Consider the following 17,076-nt stretch of genomic DNA (forward strand, 5'->3'; position numbering starts at 1 on the left):
ATGGAGGGATGCCCATGTCAACATCGGGTGTAAATACGGCAATACAACCGCAGGAGACCGGATTTGATCCGGATGCGCGGCTTCGGTTGGAGGAGCATTTTAAGTCGCTTATCGAAAGGAACCAGATTCAAAGCGCGGCTTATCTCCTCTCCGTAAATGGCAAGGTATTTGCGAAAGCCGCCTTTGGACAGCTCAAGTACACGGATCCCGATTCGGTCTACAAGGACGATACGATCCGCAAAATCGCGTCGGTAACCAAGCTGTTCACAGCGACGGCGATCTTCCAGCTGGTCGAGCAGGGCAAGCTGTTTCTCCGGCAGTCGGTCTCGGAATGGATCGGGGAATTCAAAAACGCCACATACGAAAAGATTCAAATCTGGCATCTGCTGACCCATACTTCGGGCCTTCAGGCGGATCCCGGCTACTTCCAGGAGCCTTATCCGAGAGGCTGGTGGGATATGCTTTTCGCCTTCGAGCCGGAGACGGAAGGGCCGGATGCCGTCAAGGATCCCGAGGAGCTGGAAAAGCAGCGCCGCAGCACGTGGATACGTTCTCTCTTGTCCGGTCAGCCATTATCGGCGCCGGGCGTAGAATGGAGCTATTCGTCAGCCGGATTTAATGTCCTGGGAGAGATTGTATCCCGCGCAAGCGGAATTTCGTTTGAGCAGTATGTGATGGAGAAGATCGTAAAACCGCTTGGCATGAACCGTACGTTCTTCGAAATTCCGGAGGAGCTGCTGGGCGAGGTATGCTGGATTAACGAGCATGAGGAGAACCGGGATACGAAGAAGCATGACCGCAAGTACAGTCCCCAAAGAGCCGGAGGCGGCATGAATTCCACCTTGCACGACTTGTACCGCTTTGGCCAGATGTTGCTTAACAACGGTACGCTTGACGGTGTCAAAATCTTATCCCGCAAGTCGGTAGAGAAGATGACCACGAATGTGCTGAACAGCGGGATTGAAGGCTTTTGCTGGGGTGGGCGAATCAAGAACTTTACTTACGGGCTTGGTGCTAGCCTGACCGGGCATGACGACTGGCTGCCCGTTGGCTCCTACGGCCATGAAGGGGCGGGACGCTGTAAATTTCTTGTCGATCCTCAGCATCAATCCGTAGTTGTATTTTTTGTGCCGTCCAACCTGGATTGGTGTCCGGAGTCGATTAGCGGCACGCAAAATATTATCGGCTCCGGCTGGCTGTGAAGCGGCTGACCGCCGTCATAGCCGCGATCGGCTTCGCTACCTACAAGGAGTGGGCGGCGTTCCGGTCGCATATGGCGGCTTCGCTGCTAGTTGGTCCCGTCATGTTCCTGGTTCAGGTGTTTATCTGGAAAGCCGTATACCAGGGACATGACACGTTAAACGGTCTGACTTATCAACAGATGTTAACCTATTATGGCGTCGCTAGCTTAATACATTACATTTCGTTTGATTTCGCGGACTGGAACTTGCAGATGCTAGTGCGCAGCGGGAAGTTTGTCACCTTCGCCCTAAGGCCGCTGCCGCATTGGCTGTTCGCGCTTGCCCAGAAGATCGGACACCGCTCGCTCGCGCTTTGGGTTGAAGTGCTGCCTGTTCTCCTTCTGTTTATCTTTGTCTTTGGCGTAAATCTGCAGCCCGCCGCTCCGGGCTGGGCGGTTCTTTCGATTGCTCTCAGCTTCCTGATGAACTTTATGGTCAATTATTGCGTTGGACTAACCGCCTTCTGGCTGATCCGGGCAGAAGGAATCCGGCGGGTGTTCCTGCTCCTAAAGGATATTTGCGCAGGGGTGTTTATCCCGCTGTCCTTCTTCCCGGAAGCGTTGCAGAAGATATTATTTTTCCTTCCTTTTCAGTTCATTACCTATTTGCCGACTAGAGTATACGGAGGGGACTATGAGCTTGCCGGCATTCATCTGTCGCTGGCGCAGGCTGTAGGCCTGCAAGCCGTCGCCATTGCGGTTACTGCGCTAACCATGACCTTTCTATACAACGCTGCCATGCGAAGATTTACGGGGGTGGGCGTATGAGGGAGACTTTGTTCGGCGCGGTCCTGCGAACCAAATTTGCGGAGCAAATGGCGTATCGCAGCCATTTCTTCATCAGCGTTGTAATGCTCGTTATCGGAGATCTGGTCGTTCCGCTCGTTACTTTGCTTGTGTACAAATCCGGCGCTTCTTTTCCCGGTTGGACGATGCACGAGGCGCTGCTTATTCAAGCGGTGTTTGCGTTGTCCAAAGGAATCGCATTTCCGTTCTTCTTCGGCATGGTAGGCACTACGCTAGGCCATGTCCGCGAAGGAACGTTTGACCTGCTGCTGCTCCGGCCTAGACCCGTTATGCTGATGGCGATGATCACGGGCTTCGATCCGGATGATTTCGGCAGATTGTTCAGCGGTACCGTTCTGTTCCTTTACGCCTTAAACGGGATGGAGCTGCCCGGCGGTTGGGCGTGGCTGCAATTCGGACTGCTGTTCCTGGCGTCAGTCACGATGTTATGCGCGGTATCCCTGTTCTTGTCCGGCATGTTGTTCCGCTGGGTCGGAAGCAGCCGGGTCTTTGATATTTTTGACGCGTTTACAAGCTTTGGCATGTATCCGGGAACCATCTTCTCGAAATCGCTGCAAAACGTATTAACTTATGTTCTTCCCGTAGGTTTGATCGCTTTTGTTCCTGCTGAAGCGCTGCTTGGCCGGACCAGCTGGGGAGGGTTATGGGCGCTGCTGCCGGCTGCCGGTTTCCTGCTGCTCGGGATGTTGTATTGGAACCGGATGCTGAAAGGTTATACAAGTGCTGGCGGCTAGAGGCGGAGACGAAGGGGAGAAGGATTAGCATGATTGAAGTGAGAAATCTGACGAAGACGTATATGTCCCATGAACGCGGCCATACGCTCCGCGAAGTGACGCGTAATTTGATTAAACGGCCGATGAAGGAAATCAAGGCCGTTCATGATTTGTCTTTTACCGTCCCGCAAGGGGAAATGCTGGCGTTTCTTGGCCCCAACGGCGCGGGGAAGTCAACGACGCTCAAGATCCTGACGGGTGTCCTTCACCCGACATCGGGCGAAGTAAAAGCGCTGGGGCTTGTTCCGTGGAAGCAGAGAAGACAGTATGTCGGCCGCATTGGCGCAGTCTTTGGGCAGAAGTCGCAGCTGCTCTGGGATATTCCTCCCGTCGATGCTTTTTATATGAACAAAGCGATATACGGCGTTCCCGAACGGCAGTATCAATCAACGTTAAATGAGCTTACCGAGCTGCTTGGAGTTGGAGATATCATCCGAAAGCCTACCCGCCAGCTGTCGTTAGGCGAGCGGATGAAATGCGAGTTTATTATGGCGATGCTGCACCGGCCGGAAATCGTGTTTCTCGACGAGCCCACGATTGGGCTGGATATGATTGCGAAGGAGAATATCCGCCATTTTATCCGGAGCATGAACAGCCAGGGAGTCACCTTTATATTAACGACGCATGACCTGGAAGATGTCGAGATGCTTGCGGAGCGGGTGATCGTCATCAACCATGGCGAGATTGTGGTGGATGATTCGCTTGGGGTATTAAGGAGCAGACTAGGGGACAAGAAGTCTGTCCGTCTGGCAACGGAAACCGTTGTTCCGGATATTCATATCCAGGGGATTACGGTTACGGAACGGAAAGGGCTTCTAGAGCTTGCGTTGGAGATTGATACGAGCGTATTGCCTTTGAAACGTTTTATCCGGGAGTTTAACGAGGTTTATGGCATTGTGGACATGGCGATTGACGTTATCCCGATAGAATCGATTATGAAGGAGCTGTATATGGCGGAAGCGGCCGTGGAGTCGGCTGCGACGAAGTCATAAGCAGGAAGGGCTGCCGTCGCCGGCAGCCCCTTTCTCATTATTTGCAAGTATTGTTGTTGCTGTTCTTCTTCGGAACCGATCCGGAATTGTCGGCAAGCTTATCGCCGAATTGGTCAAGGCGCGAAGGGCTTGCAGCCGGTCCGTCATTGTCGGGCTTGTTGTTGCGTCCTGTCATATTTTTCACCTCCAACCCTTCTAGATTGAGCGGGCTTTGACTAAATCATGCATTGTATAATGTAGGAAATAAAAAGCTAAGAAAAAATAGAAATCTACCGTTGACTTTGACGTTGCGTCAAGGTGTACATTGAGGTTGTCGGGAGGTGAACAGATATGGAATATACCGTACAGAAGCTGGGACAGCTCGCGGGCGTGAGCACAAGAACCTTGCGGTATTACGATGAACTTGGACTGTTAAAGCCGGCAAGAGTCCGTTCATCCGGATACCGGATTTACGGGCAGGCGGAGGTGGATCTGCTGCAGCAGATTTTATTTTTCCGCGAGCTTGGCTTGGGCCTTGAGCAAATCAGGCAAATCATTCAAGATCCTACCTTTGATAAGTCGACTGCGCTGAAGGAGCACCGCGAGCAGCTTCTCGACAGAAGGCGGCAGCTGGATGTCCTTATCCGGAATGTCGAGCAATCCATTGAGCATGCGGAAGGGAGAATAAACATGTCTGACAAACAAAAATTCGAAGGCTTCAAGCAGAAGCTTATTGATGAGAACGAGAAGATGTACGGCAAGGAAATCCGGGAAAAATACGGCGACGATACCGTTAATGCGTCCAACGCGAAGCTAAGCAATATGACGCAAGAGCAGTATGACGAAGTAACGAAGCTTGGGGAAGAGATCAAAGCAACCTTGGCGGAAGCCATCAAAACCGGTGATCCCTCGGGTGAGCTGGCGCAGAAAACGGCAGAGCTGCACAAACGCTGGCTGATGTTTTATTGGAAGGAGTACTCGAAAGAGGCTCATGCCGGCCTGTCCCAAATGTATGTGGATGATGAACGGTTCACCGCTTACTACGATGCCGACCAGCCTGGTGCGGCCGCATTCTTGAGGGATGCCATTCATATTTATACGGGCGTGAAGCAACCGTAGCCGTCGAACACTCATACTCTGTTCACCGCAGCCTTGCAGGCAACGGTCAAAACGTCGAATACTTCATTTTGTTCACCGCAGCCTTACAGGCTGCGGTTTTTTATTGCGTACGGCATGTTAGCGTTAGGCTCCTTCATATATTGATATTGGCTCGGAATCCGTCGAATAGGTTGTCCTTTTACGGAAAGGGGGAGGGGGAGATGCGGTTTCAGCTGGACGAGGAATATGAGCTGACACGTGCGGCGGTGAGGGATTTTGCGGAAAGCGAGCTTGCCCCGGGTGCGGCTGACAGAGATGAGCTTGAGCGATTTGACCGCAGCTTGTTCGACAATATGGCGACGATGGGCTTAACGGGGATTCCGATTGCCGAGAAGTGGGGCGGAGCGGGCAGCGATATACTCGTCTACTCGATTGTCCTGGAGGAGCTGGCCCGTGTATGTGCTTCGACCTCGGCTGTGCTGGGGGTGCATACCACAGCGGCATGGGTTCTTTCCAAGCATGGAAGCGATAACTTGCGCGAGGGAAGATTAATGCCATTAACTACAGGGAAAAGGCTTGGAACCATTGCTTATTCGCGTCCGACCTTAAAAGGAAAAAGGATGGACCAAGACATCTATAAACTAAACGGAACTTTGCCGTCCGTCGAACTGGCAGGCGTAGCGGAAGATTATGTAGGGTTAATCAAGCATCGGACCGGAGGACTCTCGCTAGGTATGGTCTCAGGTGACAGTCCCGGTCTCACTTGTGAGCCTTCGGAAAGCAAGCTTGGTTTGCGGGGGATGCCTATTGCGGAACTGCGTTTTCAATCCGTAAATTTTCCTTTATTTAACGTGATTAAAGAAAACTCGGAATCAGGCACGGGACATATATTTAATGGCATTAACGTAATTCGGAATATTGGTGCGGCCGCTCAAGCTACGGGAATTGCCCAGGGGGCATTGGATGCCGCGTTGGACTACGCGAAGAAACGGACGCAATTCGGCAAACCGATCGGCCGCCAGCAGGGCATAGCGTTTAAGCTGGCGGATATGGCGGCGAATGTGGAGGCATCAAGGTGGCTTGTCTACGATGCAGCCTGGTCCACGGACAGAGGATTGTCAAGCAGCGCGAAAGCGGCTATGGCAAAGCTTTACGCGATCAAACACGCGGTAGCGACGGCCATAGAAGCGGTACAGATTTTTGGCGGGTACGGCTATATGCGCGAATACCGCGTTGAACGTTATTTGCGGGATGCCAAAAGTCTGGAGGCAGCTATGGAACATTCGCATTCGACTATTTTAGGCCAGGAGGCGGAATAGGAGGAGCTGACGGCATGTCTAATCGTCAGTCGGTCATCGTAGCTGGGGCAAGAACAGCGTTTGGCAAGTATGGCGGCCAGTTCAAAACCGTACCGGCCGTTCAACTGGGAGCTGCAGCGATTACAGGAGCCATGCAAAGATCCGGCATTTCGCCCGGTCAGGTGGATGGCGTCATTATGGGCATGGTGCTTCAGGCGGGAGCCGGTCAGATTCCGTCCAGGCAAGCCGCAAGGCTGGCGGGTCTAAGCTGGGAAGTGCCGTCGGAGACGATAAACAAGGTTTGCGCATCGGGCATGAGGGCCATAACGATGGCCGATCAAATGGTACGCTCCGGCGATGCCGGGATCGTTGTGGCAGGCGGAATGGAGAGCATGAGCCGCACTCCTTACGCCGTTCCAACGGCAAGATGGGGCGCTAGAATGGGCAATGCGGCACTGGTTGATCTGATGAATCATGACGGCTTATTTTGCGCGTTCCACCAGGTGCCGATGGGCTCGCTTGGCAACCGGGTGGCTGACGAGTTCAATATCGGGCGCCCGGAGCAGGACGATTGGGCGCTCCGCAGTCACATGCGCGCGGTAGCTGCACAGCGGAGCGGGCGCTTTGCCGAGGAAATCGTTCCCGTCATTATGGATGACGGCATGCAGCATCATGTCGACGAGTGTCCGCGTCCGGATACGAATGCGGCAAAGCTGGCCCATTTAAAGCCCGCCTTCGACCGGACCGGGACGATTACGGCCGGCAATGCTCCAGGGGTGAATGACGGCGCCGCCGCGGTGACGGTCATGTCTTCGGAGGAAGCCTTCCGTCTTGGCATTAAGCCGCTTGCAACCATACTCGGGCATGCTTCGGCAGGCGCGGAAGCCGCGTATTTGGCAACCGTCCCGGCGCTTGCGATCCGTAAGCTTCTGAAGCAGACGGGAATTCCGCTGGAGAAGATTGATCTATTTGAAGTGAATGAAGCCTTCGCTTCGGTGGTGCTGATCAGCGGGCAGATGCTTGGCTGGGATCCTGAGAAAGTAAATGTCAACGGCGGAGCGATCGCGCTGGGGCATCCGATTGGAGCAAGCGGCGCCCGTATTGTTTTGACGCTGATTCATGAGCTTAAACGGCGGGGCGGCGGATTGGGGATCGCCGCGATATGCAGCGGCGGAGCGCAGGGCGACGCGATTTTGCTTCAGGTTGACGCGTGAAAAGGATGCTTGAACGAGAACCGAGGTGAAGAGGATGGAGCAGGTACGGCGGATCCGCCAGGTTACCGTGCTGGGAGCCGGGCAGATGGGAAGCGGCATTGCCCAGACTTTGGCGCAATACGGATACGAGACCGCGCTTTACGATATTACCGAAGCGGCTGTTGAGCGCGGGATGTACGCGATTGGGAGCTCTCTGGACCGATTCGCGAAAAAAGGACGGCTAACGAAGGAGCAGCAGGAAGAAGCCATGCGGAAGCTGACGCCGGTTATAACTTTGGAAGCCTGCCGGGTATCCGATTTTGTAATTGAGGCTATCCCTGAACAGCTGGAGCTTAAACAGAAGCTGTTCAAGGAATTGGACCGGATCTGTCCGCCGCATGCCATTCTGGCGACAAACACTTCTTCGCTGTCGATAACGGCTATCGCCGGCGCGACAAAGCGCCCCTCGCAGGTGATAGGCATGCATTTTATGAATCCGGTTCCGGTTATGACGCTTGTGGAAGTGATTCGAGGTCTGGCTACTTCGGCCGATACGCTGGCAACGACGGTAGCCCTTGCCGAATCGCTTGGGAAAACGGCCGTCCGCGTTGAGGATTACCCGGGCTTTATCTCGAACCGGATTCTGATGCCGATGATTAACGAGGCGGTCTATGCCGTCTATGAAGGCGTGGCTTCGCCAGAAGCGGTGGACCGGATTATGAAGCTAGGCATGAATCATCCGATGGGCCCGCTTACTCTCGCGGATTTTATCGGGCTGGATACTTGCTTGTACATTATGGAGACGCTGCATGAGGGGTTTGGCGATTCGAAATACCGGCCATGCCCGCTGCTGCGCAACTATGTATCGGCCGGCTGGTTAGGGAAGAAAACCGGGAAGGGCTTTTACAGCTACGAATAGAATCGCACCCGAAAGGAGCGATTGTCCATGGAACTCCGGTTTACGAAGGAGCAGCAAGCCATTAGGGAGGCTATTCGGCGGTTCGCCAATGAGGAAATAACATCAGCCGTGCCACGGATGGAATCCGAGGAGCGGTTTCCCGCGGAAATCATCCGAAAGATGGCGGAGCGGGAGTGGATGGGAATCCCGATACCCAAGCAATGGGGCGGGGCAGGATTGGATTTTATCTCCTATATTATCGCGATTAACGAAGTGTCGAGGGTTAGTGCCGCGGTTGGCGTTATTTTATCCGTACACACCTCCGTATGCACGCTTCCCATTCTGAATTACGGCACGGAAGAGCAGCGCCGGCAATTCGTTGGAAAGCTGGCTTCCGGCGAATGTATCGGTGCCTTTGCCTTAACGGAACCGCATGCCGGTTCGGATGCTGCCGCTATACGGACGGCAGCCGAGCAAACAGGCGATTATTATGAGCTGAACGGATCCAAGCTGTTTATTACCAACGCAGGAGCAGCCGGGGTATATGTCGTGTTTGCCGTTACGGACGGGACGAAGCGTGCCGGCGGCATTACCGCATTTATTGTGCCGGGGGATACGAAGGGTCTTCATATCGGCAAGCCCGAGCGGAAAATGGGTCTACATGGCTCGAATACCTGCGAGCTGCATTTCGAGCAGCTGCGGATTCCCGCCGAGTACCGGCTGGGACGGGAAGGCGAAGGCTTCGCGATTGCCAAAGGCTCGCTTGACGGCGGCCGGATCGGCATTGCCGCGCAAGCGCTTGGAATTGCCGAAGCCTCGATCGAGCTTCTTCGTGAGCGTTTCGGATCGCCAAAGGGCTCTCCTTATACTTCCCGCGACACCGAGCTGGCGGAGCTTCTGGCAAGAACGGCGGCCGCCAGGCTGCTGGTCTACCGTGCTGCTTCGCTTCGGCAGGAAGGACGGCATTGCACGAAGGAAGCGTCAATGGCCAAGATGTTTGCTTCCGATACCGCAGTTGCCGTGTCCGGTGCTGCCGTCCGGCTGTTGGGGGAAGAGGGGATATCCAAGGAACATCCCGCCGAACGGTTGTTCAGAGATGCCAAGGTAACGCAAATCTACGAAGGTACCAACGAAATCCATCGCCTTGTGATCAGCGGCAGATTGATGAAATGAAGGTGACTTTAATGAGAAGTAGCCCCGGATTTAAGCTTCGGGACGCGATTCTGTCGGAGCAGCCTCTTCAGGTTGCGGGAGCGATTAACGCGTATGCCGCCATGATGGCGGAGCAGGTTGGCTTCCGCGCGCTGTATTTATCCGGTGCCGGAGTTGCCAATGCTTCCTTTGGCCTACCTGATTTGGGAATTACGACGCTTCAGGATGTGCTGGAGGATATCCGCCGAATCACGAACGTATCGGAGCTGCCGCTGTTAGTCGATATCGATACCGGCTTTGGCGGTGCCTTTCAGATCGCCAGAACGATAAAGGAAATGCAGAGAGCCGGCGTTGCGGCTGTCCATATCGAGGATCAGGTGGCGGAGAAAAGATGCGGGCACCGTCCGAATAAAGCAATGGTGCGATCGGGCGAGATGGTCGACCGGATCAAAGCCGCGGTAGACGCAAAGACCGACAGCAGCTTTGTCATTATGGCCAGGACGGATGCTTTGGCTTCGGAAGGGCTTGAGGCCGCGGTTGAACGCGCCAGCCGGTATGTCGAAGCTGGGGCGGATATGCTTTTTCCCGAAGCGGTCGGCAGTCTGGACGAATATAAGAGGTTTGCCGATGCGGTGCAGGTACCTATTCTGGCGAACATAACGGAATTCGGGAAAACGCCGCTGTTCACCGTAGAACAGCTTCGGGATGCGGGAGTCAGCCTTGCCCTGTACCCTTTATCGGCGTTTAGGGCCATGAACGCGGCGGCGCTGCGCGTCTACCGCACGATCCGTGAAGAGGGCTCGCAGCAGAAGGTAATAGATCTGATGCAGACGCGCGCGGAGCTGTACGATTTTCTGCACTACTATGATTATGAACATAAACTTGATGCGTTGTTTGGAATGGAGCAGAAGGAGCTGAAGGAGGAGAAGGGAGAGGGGTAAATGCCGGAACCAAAGCAAGGCGGCCTTGCGGCTGTTATTGCCGGCCAGACTCGAATCTCGACGGTCGGCAAGGAAGGGAAGGGATTATCGTACCGCGGTTATTCCATCTACGATTTAGCCCGATTCGCAACCTTTGAGGAGACTGCCTATTTACTCTTATACGGATGGCTTCCGGATGCCGAGCAGCTTGGCCAATTCCGAAAGCAGCTTGCTGCCAGCCGAGAGCTGCCGCCTGCCTTAACCGGCATACTCGAGCTGCTGCCGGGCAGCACCCATCCGATGGATGTGCTCCGGACCGGCTATTCTGCCCTTGCTTCGTTCGAGCCGGAGGAGGAAGGGCGCTCCGCCTTGGATATTGCGATCCGGTTGATTGGCTGTACGTCATCGATTCTGTTGTACTGGTATCACTACCAGAATAGCGGCAAGCGGATTGATACCGAAGGCAGCGGCGGCGACACGGCTGCGCATTTTCTGCAGCTGCTGCATCAGAAGGAGCCTGGTGAACAGCATGCCAAAGCTCTTGATGTTTCTCTAACGCTATATGCGGAGCACGAATTTAACGCCTCAACGTTTGCGGCAAGAGTAACGGCTTCAACGCTATCCGATTATTATTCGGCGATTACTACCGGAGTAGGCACGCTGCGCGGACCGCTGCACGGCGGTGCCAATGAAGCGGCGATGGCGCTTATTGAACAATACGACAATCCAGGCGATGCGGAGACGGGCATTCTGGAGGCTCTCCGGCAAAAACAGCTGATCATGGGATTTGGCCACCGCGTTTATTCGGTCTCGGATCCCCGATCCGATGTGATTAAGGAATGGGCGCTCGCCTTGTCCGAACAGGCTGGAGACCGGAAGCTGTACGAGATTTCCGAGAGAATCGAACAGGTTATGCGCCGTGAGAAAAAACTGTTCCCCAATCTGGATTTCTACAGCGCTTCAGCCTATTTTCACTTGGGGATTCCCACTTCGTTGTTTACCCCCGTCTTTGTGTTGTCGCGCCTCACGGGTTGGTCGGCGCATGTCATGGAGCAGCGTGCAGGGAACCGGATAATCCGTCCAAGCGCCGATTATATCGGACCTGATCCTCAAGAGTGGCTGCCGCTCGATCAGCGCTAGTGAAAGATGAATGTCAGGGAGGTGCGCAACTTAAATGTCTGAAACCTTTAGTGCGAATCGACCGGATCCCGATCCGCTGCTGGTCGATATTGCGGATTATGTTCTTCATAAAGAGCTGGTAAGCGAAGAAGCTTACAACACGGCAAGGCTATGCCTGATCGATACGCTTGGCTGCGGACTCTTAGCGCTCCGTTATCCGGAATGCGCAAAGCTTCTTAGTCCGCTTGTGCCGGGAACCGTGGTGCCTAACGGCGCGCGGGTGCCGGGTACGTCCACCGTAACCGACCCGGTCTCAGCCGCCTTCCAGATTGGCTGTATAATCCGCTGGCTTGATTACAATGATACGTGGCTGGCCGCCGAATGGGGCCATCCCTCCGACAATCTGGGCGGCATTCTTGCTGCCGCCGATTACATCAGCCGCAAGAATAGAGCCGAAGGCAAAGCCCCGCTCGCCATGCGAGATGTGCTGACGGCGATGATCAAAGCGCATGAGATTCAGGGAATCCTCGCGCTTGAGAACAGCTTTAACCGGGTAGGACTCGATCATGTGCTCCTTGTCAAAATCGCCTCGACCGCCGTAGTAGCGCAGCTTCTTGGAGGCAGCAAGGACGAGATCGTGAATGCAGTCTCTCATGCTTGGCTTGACGGGCATGCTCTCCGAACGTACCGCCATGCGCCGAATACGGGCTCTAGAAAATCCTGGGCTGCGGGAGACGCGACAAGCCGCGCCGTATGGCTCGCCATGATGGCGCTTCGCGGCGAGATGGGCTATCCTTCCGTGCTGACTGCCCCGGGTTGGGGGTTTCAGGATGTGCTGTTTAAAGGGAAGCCTGTCGTCCAGGCGAGACCGTTTGACTCCTACGTTATGGAGCATGTTTTGTTCAAAATCTCGTTTCCGGCGGAATTTCACGGACAGACTGCCGTTGAAGCGGCCATTCGGCTGCATCCGCTTGTGAAAGACAAGATTGATGACATTGCTTCGATTGAGCTCACTACCCATGAGTCGGCGATCCGCATCATCGACAAGCGTGGACCGCTTCACAATCCGGCTGACCGCGATCATTGCCTGCAATACATGGTTGCGATTGGCCTGCTGCACGGCGGACTTACGGCGGATCATTATGAGGATGCGGCAGCTTCCGACCCGCGGATCGATAAACTGCGGGATAAAATGCGGACGAATGAGGATCCGAGGTATTCCAAAGAGTATCTGGATGCCGACAAACGTTCGATCGCCAACGCTATTCAAGTGTTTTTCGCGGACGGTTCTTCAACCGGTAAAGTAGAGGTGGAGTATCCAATCGGCCACCGGAGAAGGAGAGAGGAGGGCATTCCTTTACTCATGAGCAAATTCCAGGAGAATCTGCGGACGCGGTTCCCGGCGAAGCAAACCGGTCGGATCGCCGCGCTTTGCCTTGATCAGGAGGCTTTGGAGCGTTTAGAGGTGGATCGATTTGTCGATTTATTCGTCATTTGACGGAGCGGCCTTTCATAAGGCCGCTTTTTTCGCGTTTTCTTGACATCCTTCATTGAGTTATGAGCCCTCTAACGCTTATAATATAACGAGGAAAAAAGATTAAAAAGAAAAGGTGCATTCATGAGTATATTAAACGTTGAAAGATTAAGCCATGGATTTGGCGACCGAGCGATTTTTAACGACGTATCGTTCCGTCTGCTCAAAGGAGAGCATATCGGTCTGATCGGCGCAAACGGCGAAGGCAAATCCACATTCATGAACATTATTACCGGCAAGCTTCAGCCGGATGACGGCAAGGTGGAATGGTCCAAACGGATGCGCGTTGGTTATCTCGATCAGCACGCCGTTCTGAGCAAAGGACTTACGATGCGCGATGTTCTTAAAGGCGCCTTCCAATATTTGTTTGACATGGAACAAGAGATGAACGATATGTACGGCCGCATGGGCGACGTATCGCCGGAAGAGCTGGAGAAGCTCCTTGAGGATGTCGGCACGATTCAAGATACGTTGACGAATCAGGATTTCTATCTCATCGATGCAAAAATCGATGAAACCGCGCGTGGTCTTGGCCTGACTGATGTCGGCCTCGACAAGGACGTTCATGACCTCAGCGGAGGCCAGCGCACGAAAGTATTGCTAGCCAAGCTGCTGCTTGAGAAGCCGGATATTCTGCTTCTCGACGAGCCGACCAACTATCTGGACGAACAGCACATTGAATGGTTGAAGCGTTACCTGCAGGAGTATGAGAATGCCTTCATTCTTATCTCTCATGATATTCCGTTCCTGAACAGCGTCATTAACCTGATCTACCACATGGAGAATCAAGAGCTTACCCGTTATGTAGGCGACTACGATCATTTCCTGGAAGTTCATGAAATGAAGAAGCAGCAGCTGGAATCGGCATTCAAGCGCCAACAGCAGGAAATTTCCGAGCTGAAGGATTTTGTTGCCCGTAATAAAGCCAGCGTTGCGACGCGCAACATGGCGATGTCCAGACAGAAGAAGCTCGATAAGATGGAAGTTATTGAGCTGGCGAAGGAGAAGCCGAAGCCGCAGTTCAACTTCATGGACGCAAGAGCATCCAGCAAGCTGATCTTCGAAACGAAGGATCTTGTTATCGGCTACGATTCACCGCTCTCGAGACCGCTTAATCTCCGAATGGAGCGTGGTCAGAAGATTGCCCTAGTTGGCGCGAACGGTATCGGTAAAACAACCCTGCTGCGCAGTATTCTGGGCGAAATCCCGGCAGTGGAAGGTTCCGTCCAGCGTGGCGATATTCTTAGCATTGGCTACTTCCAGCAGGAGATGAAAGAGTCCAACAACAATACCTGCATCGACGAGATCTGGAACGAGTTCCCGTCTTATTCGCAGTTCGAAGTGCGTGCGGCACTCGCGAAATGCGGACTGACAACCAAGCATATCGAGAGCAAGATCGCCGTGCTCAGCGGCGGCGAGAAAGCAAAGGTACGCCTCTGCAAGCTGATCAACCGCGAGACAAACGTGCTTGTGCTTGACGAGCCGACGAACCACTTGGACGTTGACGCAAAGGACGAGCTGGCCCGTGCGCTGAAAGCGTACAAAGGCAGCATCATCCTTATCTCTCACGAACCTGAATTCTACAAACAAGTCGTTACCGAAACGTGGAACTGCGAAGAATGGACAACGAAAGTATTCTAATCGTGTGGCGCATAATAGATAGACTGATCCTGCCTGACAGCGTGTTGTCAGGCAGGATTTTTTTGTGCGGATGTGACAATCGCTGAATATACCCCCTATAGGTATTTTTAATGATTGACATATATACGGGTGGGGGGTATACTGAAGCCAATCAAAGATAATAAGAAATGGATGTGTTGCGTATGGCCCCCGTGCAATCAAACGATCATGACCAGACTACCTTTGACATAACCGGAATGACTTGTGCCGCATGTGCGAACCGCATAGAGAAAGGTTTGAATAAACTTCCCGGCGTTGCTTCGGCAACGGTTAACTTTGCGATGGAAACGGCCCGAGTCGAGTATGCGCCAAGCGAAGTTTCCGCCCAGGATATAGAGCGTAAGGTCGAGCAGTTAGGCTATGCTGCCGCTGAGCGCGTGGCAAGTGCCGCTGTAGAGAAGAATCCTGAAAGGCAAGGACAAATCAGAAAGCTCGTGATTTCAGCCTTATTATCGCTCCCGCTTATTTGGAGCATGGTTGGTCATTTTTCGTTTACTTCCTGGCTGTATGTGCCGGAGCTGTTTATGAACCCGTGGTTTCAGCTTGTTCTGGCAACGCCCGTACAGTTCTACATCGGCCGATCCTTCTATGTGAGCGCGTATAAAGCGCTGCGGAACGGCGGCGCCAACATGGATGTGCTTATCGCGCTTGGCACGTCGGCCGCTTATTTCTACAGCCTTTACGCATCCGTCAATTGGGAAGCGGAAGGCTCATCGATGCATCATGCGCCGGAGCTGTATTTTGAGACCAGCGCGATTCTGATTACCCTGGTATTGCTTGGCAAGCTGTTCGAAACTTTGGCCAAAGGTCGGACCTCGGAAGCGATAAAATCGCTGATGGGCCTGAGAGCGAAGACGGCTACGGTCATAAGGGAAGAGCAAGAAATGATGATTCCCGTCGAGCAAGTGGTGAAAGGGGATGTCGTCATGGTCCGGCCGGGCGAGAAAATTCCGGTTGACGGTCTGGTGCTCGAAGGCGCATCGGCGGTTGATGAAGCGATGCTGACGGGCGAGAGCCTGCCGGTGGAGAAAAGCGCTGGCGATAACGTAATCGGAGCAACCATTAACGGCAACGGCATATTGAAAGTGCAGGCGACAAAAGTAGGAGCGGATACGGCGCTTGCCCAGATTATACGGGTTGTGGAGGAAGCACAAGGCTCGAAAGCGCAAATTCAACGGGTTGCGGACGTCATTTCCGGTATTTTTGTCCCGATTGTAACGGGAATAGCGGTTCTTGCTTTCCTGGCGTGGCTGATCTTTATCAAACCGGGAGATTTAACCGCGGCGCTTGAGACCGCAATTGCGATCCTCGTTATTGCCTGCCCTTGCGCGCTTGGTCTCGCGACCCCTACTTCGATTATGGCGGGTTCCGGCCGCGCGGCGGAGTTAGGCATTTTGTTCAAAGGCGGCGAGCATCTCGAGCAAACTCACAAGGTGAATGCGATTATTCTCGATAAAACAGGAACGGTAACTAACGGCAAGCCGACGTTAACGGATATCCTTGTTGCGGATGAAAGGGACGAAGTCGAATTTTTGCGTTTGGTTGGCGGAGCGGAGCAGCTCTCCGAGCATCCGCTCGCCGTTGCGATAGCTGACGGTATACGGGAGAGGGGTATATCTTTTGCTTCCGCGGAGTCGTTTGAAGCTTTGCCGGGCTTCGGGATTAGGGCTGTCGTGGAAGGGAAATCTGTATTGATCGGAACCCGCAGGCTGCTCGAGGAAAACGGTGTTCATGCGGAGAACGTTTATCCGGTCATGAACAGACTTGAGGAAGCGGGCAAGACCGCCATGCTGGTTGCCATTAACGAGCAATATGCAGGCATAATCGCGGCAGCCGATACGATTAAGGAGAGCTCGGTATCCGCGGTTGGGCGGCTCAAAGAGCTTGGAATCAAGGTCATTATGGTTACGGGGGACAATGAACGTACCGCATTAGCAATTGCCGCGCAAGCCGGAATCGATCATGTGCTGGCTGAGGTTCTGCCGGAAGGCAAGGCGGCGGAAGTGAAAAAGCTGCAGCAGCAAGGCTATATCGTTGCCATGGTTGGCGACGGCATCAACGATGCTCCTGCGCTGGCGACAGCCAATATCGGCATGGCGATCGGCACGGGGACCGATGTGGCGATGGAAGCTGCGGACGTCACATTGATGCGCGGCGATCTCGAAAGCATTCCGGATGCGATCTACATCAGCCGAATGACGATGCGCAATATCAAGCAGAATCTGTTCTGGGCGCTTGGCTACAACACGCTTGGCATTCCGATTGCGGCAATCGGCCTGCTTGCGCCTTGGGTAGCCGGAGCGGCGATGGCATTAAGCTCGGTATCCGTAGTCCTGAACGCTCTAAGACTTCAAAAGCTCCAGGTAAGACGTTAAGACTTTAAGGAACTAGCC

General features: G+C 53.9%; 15 protein-coding genes. 14 read left to right on the top strand and 1 reads right to left on the bottom strand.

The annotated features are described in order from the left end of the window. Window positions 1-14 precede the first annotated feature (14 nt). From WFJ73_RS11255 to WFJ73_RS11270, 4 genes are read left to right on the top strand one after another with little or no spacing between them, the layout of a single operon-like run. On the top strand, window positions 15-1,202 hold the full coding sequence (locus tag WFJ73_RS11255) for a serine hydrolase domain-containing protein (protein ID WP_336773145.1): 1,188 nt from the start codon (window positions 15-17) through the stop codon (window positions 1,200-1,202). Then, entirely contained in the window at window positions 1,199-2,008 is an 810-nt protein-coding gene (locus WFJ73_RS11260) for an ABC transporter permease (RefSeq protein ID WP_336773146.1), read from the top strand. Before WFJ73_RS11255 ends, WFJ73_RS11260 begins: the two co-directional genes overlap by 4 nt. Then, the gene (locus WFJ73_RS11265; protein ID WP_336773147.1) at window positions 2,005-2,781 is read left to right on the top strand and encodes an ABC transporter permease; all 777 of its coding nucleotides are present in this window, start codon (window positions 2,005-2,007) and stop codon (window positions 2,779-2,781) included. Before WFJ73_RS11260 ends, WFJ73_RS11265 begins: the two co-directional genes overlap by 4 nt. A 29-nt stretch (window positions 2,782-2,810) precedes the next feature. Further along, window positions 2,811-3,812: an ABC transporter ATP-binding protein gene (locus WFJ73_RS11270; RefSeq protein ID WP_336773148.1), complete on the top strand. Its 1,002-nt coding sequence runs from the start codon at window positions 2,811-2,813 to the stop codon at window positions 3,810-3,812. A 37-nt stretch (window positions 3,813-3,849) separates the two neighbouring features. Here WFJ73_RS11270 and WFJ73_RS11275 read toward each other — a convergent pair whose 3' ends face one another. Further along, on the bottom strand, window positions 3,850-3,987 hold the full coding sequence (locus WFJ73_RS11275; RefSeq protein WP_164775555.1) for a hypothetical protein: 138 nt from the start codon (window positions 3,985-3,987) through the stop codon (window positions 3,850-3,852). A 155-nt stretch (window positions 3,988-4,142) separates the two neighbouring features. Between WFJ73_RS11275 and WFJ73_RS11280 the strand changes: the two genes are divergently transcribed. The 10 genes from WFJ73_RS11280 (at window position 4,143) to WFJ73_RS11325 (ending at window position 17,058) form a co-directional block, all read left to right on the top strand. Beyond that, window positions 4,143-4,910 carry a MerR family transcriptional regulator gene (locus WFJ73_RS11280; protein ID WP_336773149.1) on the top strand — a complete coding sequence of 256 codons (768 nt, stop codon included), beginning with the start codon at window positions 4,143-4,145 and terminating at the stop codon, window positions 4,908-4,910. A gap of 200 nt (window positions 4,911-5,110) precedes the next feature. Beyond that, the gene (locus tag WFJ73_RS11285) at window positions 5,111-6,208 is read left to right on the top strand and encodes an acyl-CoA dehydrogenase family protein (RefSeq protein WP_336773150.1); all 1,098 of its coding nucleotides are present in this window, start codon (window positions 5,111-5,113) and stop codon (window positions 6,206-6,208) included. A gap of 14 nt (window positions 6,209-6,222) precedes the next feature. Then, entirely contained in the window at window positions 6,223-7,401 is a 1,179-nt protein-coding gene (locus tag WFJ73_RS11290; protein WP_336773151.1) for an acetyl-CoA C-acetyltransferase, read from the top strand. 34 nt (window positions 7,402-7,435) lie between these two features. Further along, window positions 7,436-8,299: a 3-hydroxyacyl-CoA dehydrogenase family protein gene (locus tag WFJ73_RS11295; RefSeq protein ID WP_336773152.1), complete on the top strand. Its 864-nt coding sequence runs from the start codon at window positions 7,436-7,438 to the stop codon at window positions 8,297-8,299. 27 nt (window positions 8,300-8,326) lie between these two features. Beyond that, on the top strand, window positions 8,327-9,451 hold the full coding sequence (locus tag WFJ73_RS11300; RefSeq protein WP_336773153.1) for an acyl-CoA dehydrogenase family protein: 1,125 nt from the start codon (window positions 8,327-8,329) through the stop codon (window positions 9,449-9,451). An 11-nt stretch (window positions 9,452-9,462) separates the two neighbouring features. After that, the gene (prpB, locus tag WFJ73_RS11305) at window positions 9,463-10,371 is read left to right on the top strand and encodes a methylisocitrate lyase (RefSeq protein WP_336773154.1); all 909 of its coding nucleotides are present in this window, start codon (window positions 9,463-9,465) and stop codon (window positions 10,369-10,371) included. Continuing rightward, window positions 10,372-11,490, top strand: coding sequence for a citrate synthase/methylcitrate synthase (locus tag WFJ73_RS11310; RefSeq protein WP_336773155.1), 1,119 nt, complete (start codon window positions 10,372-10,374; stop codon window positions 11,488-11,490). It begins immediately after the preceding gene. Between the two features lie 34 nt (window positions 11,491-11,524). Then, window positions 11,525-12,967 (top strand): bifunctional 2-methylcitrate dehydratase/aconitate hydratase, encoded by a 1,443-nt coding sequence (locus tag WFJ73_RS11315; RefSeq protein WP_336773156.1) that lies wholly within the window; start codon window positions 11,525-11,527, stop codon window positions 12,965-12,967. A 120-nt stretch (window positions 12,968-13,087) separates the two neighbouring features. Next, window positions 13,088-14,644 (top strand): ABC-F family ATP-binding cassette domain-containing protein, encoded by a 1,557-nt coding sequence (locus WFJ73_RS11320; protein WP_336773157.1) that lies wholly within the window; start codon window positions 13,088-13,090, stop codon window positions 14,642-14,644. Between the two features lie 182 nt (window positions 14,645-14,826). After that, window positions 14,827-17,058, top strand: a complete 2,232-nt coding sequence (locus tag WFJ73_RS11325; RefSeq protein ID WP_336773158.1) for a heavy metal translocating P-type ATPase — start codon at window positions 14,827-14,829, stop codon at window positions 17,056-17,058. Window positions 17,059-17,076 lie beyond the last annotated feature (18 nt).

The sequence above is a fragment of the Paenibacillus sp. MMO-58 genome (assembly GCF_037146255.1).
In the GTDB taxonomy this organism is placed as follows: domain Bacteria; phylum Bacillota; class Bacilli; order Paenibacillales; family Paenibacillaceae; genus Pristimantibacillus.

Coding starts and splice junctions, on each gene's coding strand:
- WFJ73_RS11270 (WP_336773148.1), top strand. CDS start 2,811: ATGATTGAAGTGAGAAATCTGACGAAGACGTATATGTCCCATGAACGC.
- WFJ73_RS11315 (WP_336773156.1), top strand. CDS start 11,525: ATGTCTGAAACCTTTAGTGCGAATCGACCGGATCCCGATCCGCTGCTG.
- WFJ73_RS11310 (WP_336773155.1), top strand. CDS start 10,372: ATGCCGGAACCAAAGCAAGGCGGCCTTGCGGCTGTTATTGCCGGCCAG.
- WFJ73_RS11275 (WP_164775555.1), bottom strand. CDS start 3,987: ATGACAGGACGCAACAACAAGCCCGACAATGACGGACCGGCTGCAAGC.
- WFJ73_RS11265 (WP_336773147.1), top strand. CDS start 2,005: ATGAGGGAGACTTTGTTCGGCGCGGTCCTGCGAACCAAATTTGCGGAG.
- WFJ73_RS11320 (WP_336773157.1), top strand. CDS start 13,088: ATGAGTATATTAAACGTTGAAAGATTAAGCCATGGATTTGGCGACCGA.
- prpB (WP_336773154.1), top strand. CDS start 9,463: ATGAGAAGTAGCCCCGGATTTAAGCTTCGGGACGCGATTCTGTCGGAG.
- WFJ73_RS11280 (WP_336773149.1), top strand. CDS start 4,143: ATGGAATATACCGTACAGAAGCTGGGACAGCTCGCGGGCGTGAGCACA.
- WFJ73_RS11325 (WP_336773158.1), top strand. CDS start 14,827: ATGGCCCCCGTGCAATCAAACGATCATGACCAGACTACCTTTGACATA.
- WFJ73_RS11285 (WP_336773150.1), top strand. CDS start 5,111: ATGCGGTTTCAGCTGGACGAGGAATATGAGCTGACACGTGCGGCGGTG.
- WFJ73_RS11295 (WP_336773152.1), top strand. CDS start 7,436: ATGGAGCAGGTACGGCGGATCCGCCAGGTTACCGTGCTGGGAGCCGGG.
- WFJ73_RS11300 (WP_336773153.1), top strand. CDS start 8,327: ATGGAACTCCGGTTTACGAAGGAGCAGCAAGCCATTAGGGAGGCTATT.
- WFJ73_RS11255 (WP_336773145.1), top strand. CDS start 15: ATGTCAACATCGGGTGTAAATACGGCAATACAACCGCAGGAGACCGGA.
- WFJ73_RS11290 (WP_336773151.1), top strand. CDS start 6,223: ATGTCTAATCGTCAGTCGGTCATCGTAGCTGGGGCAAGAACAGCGTTT.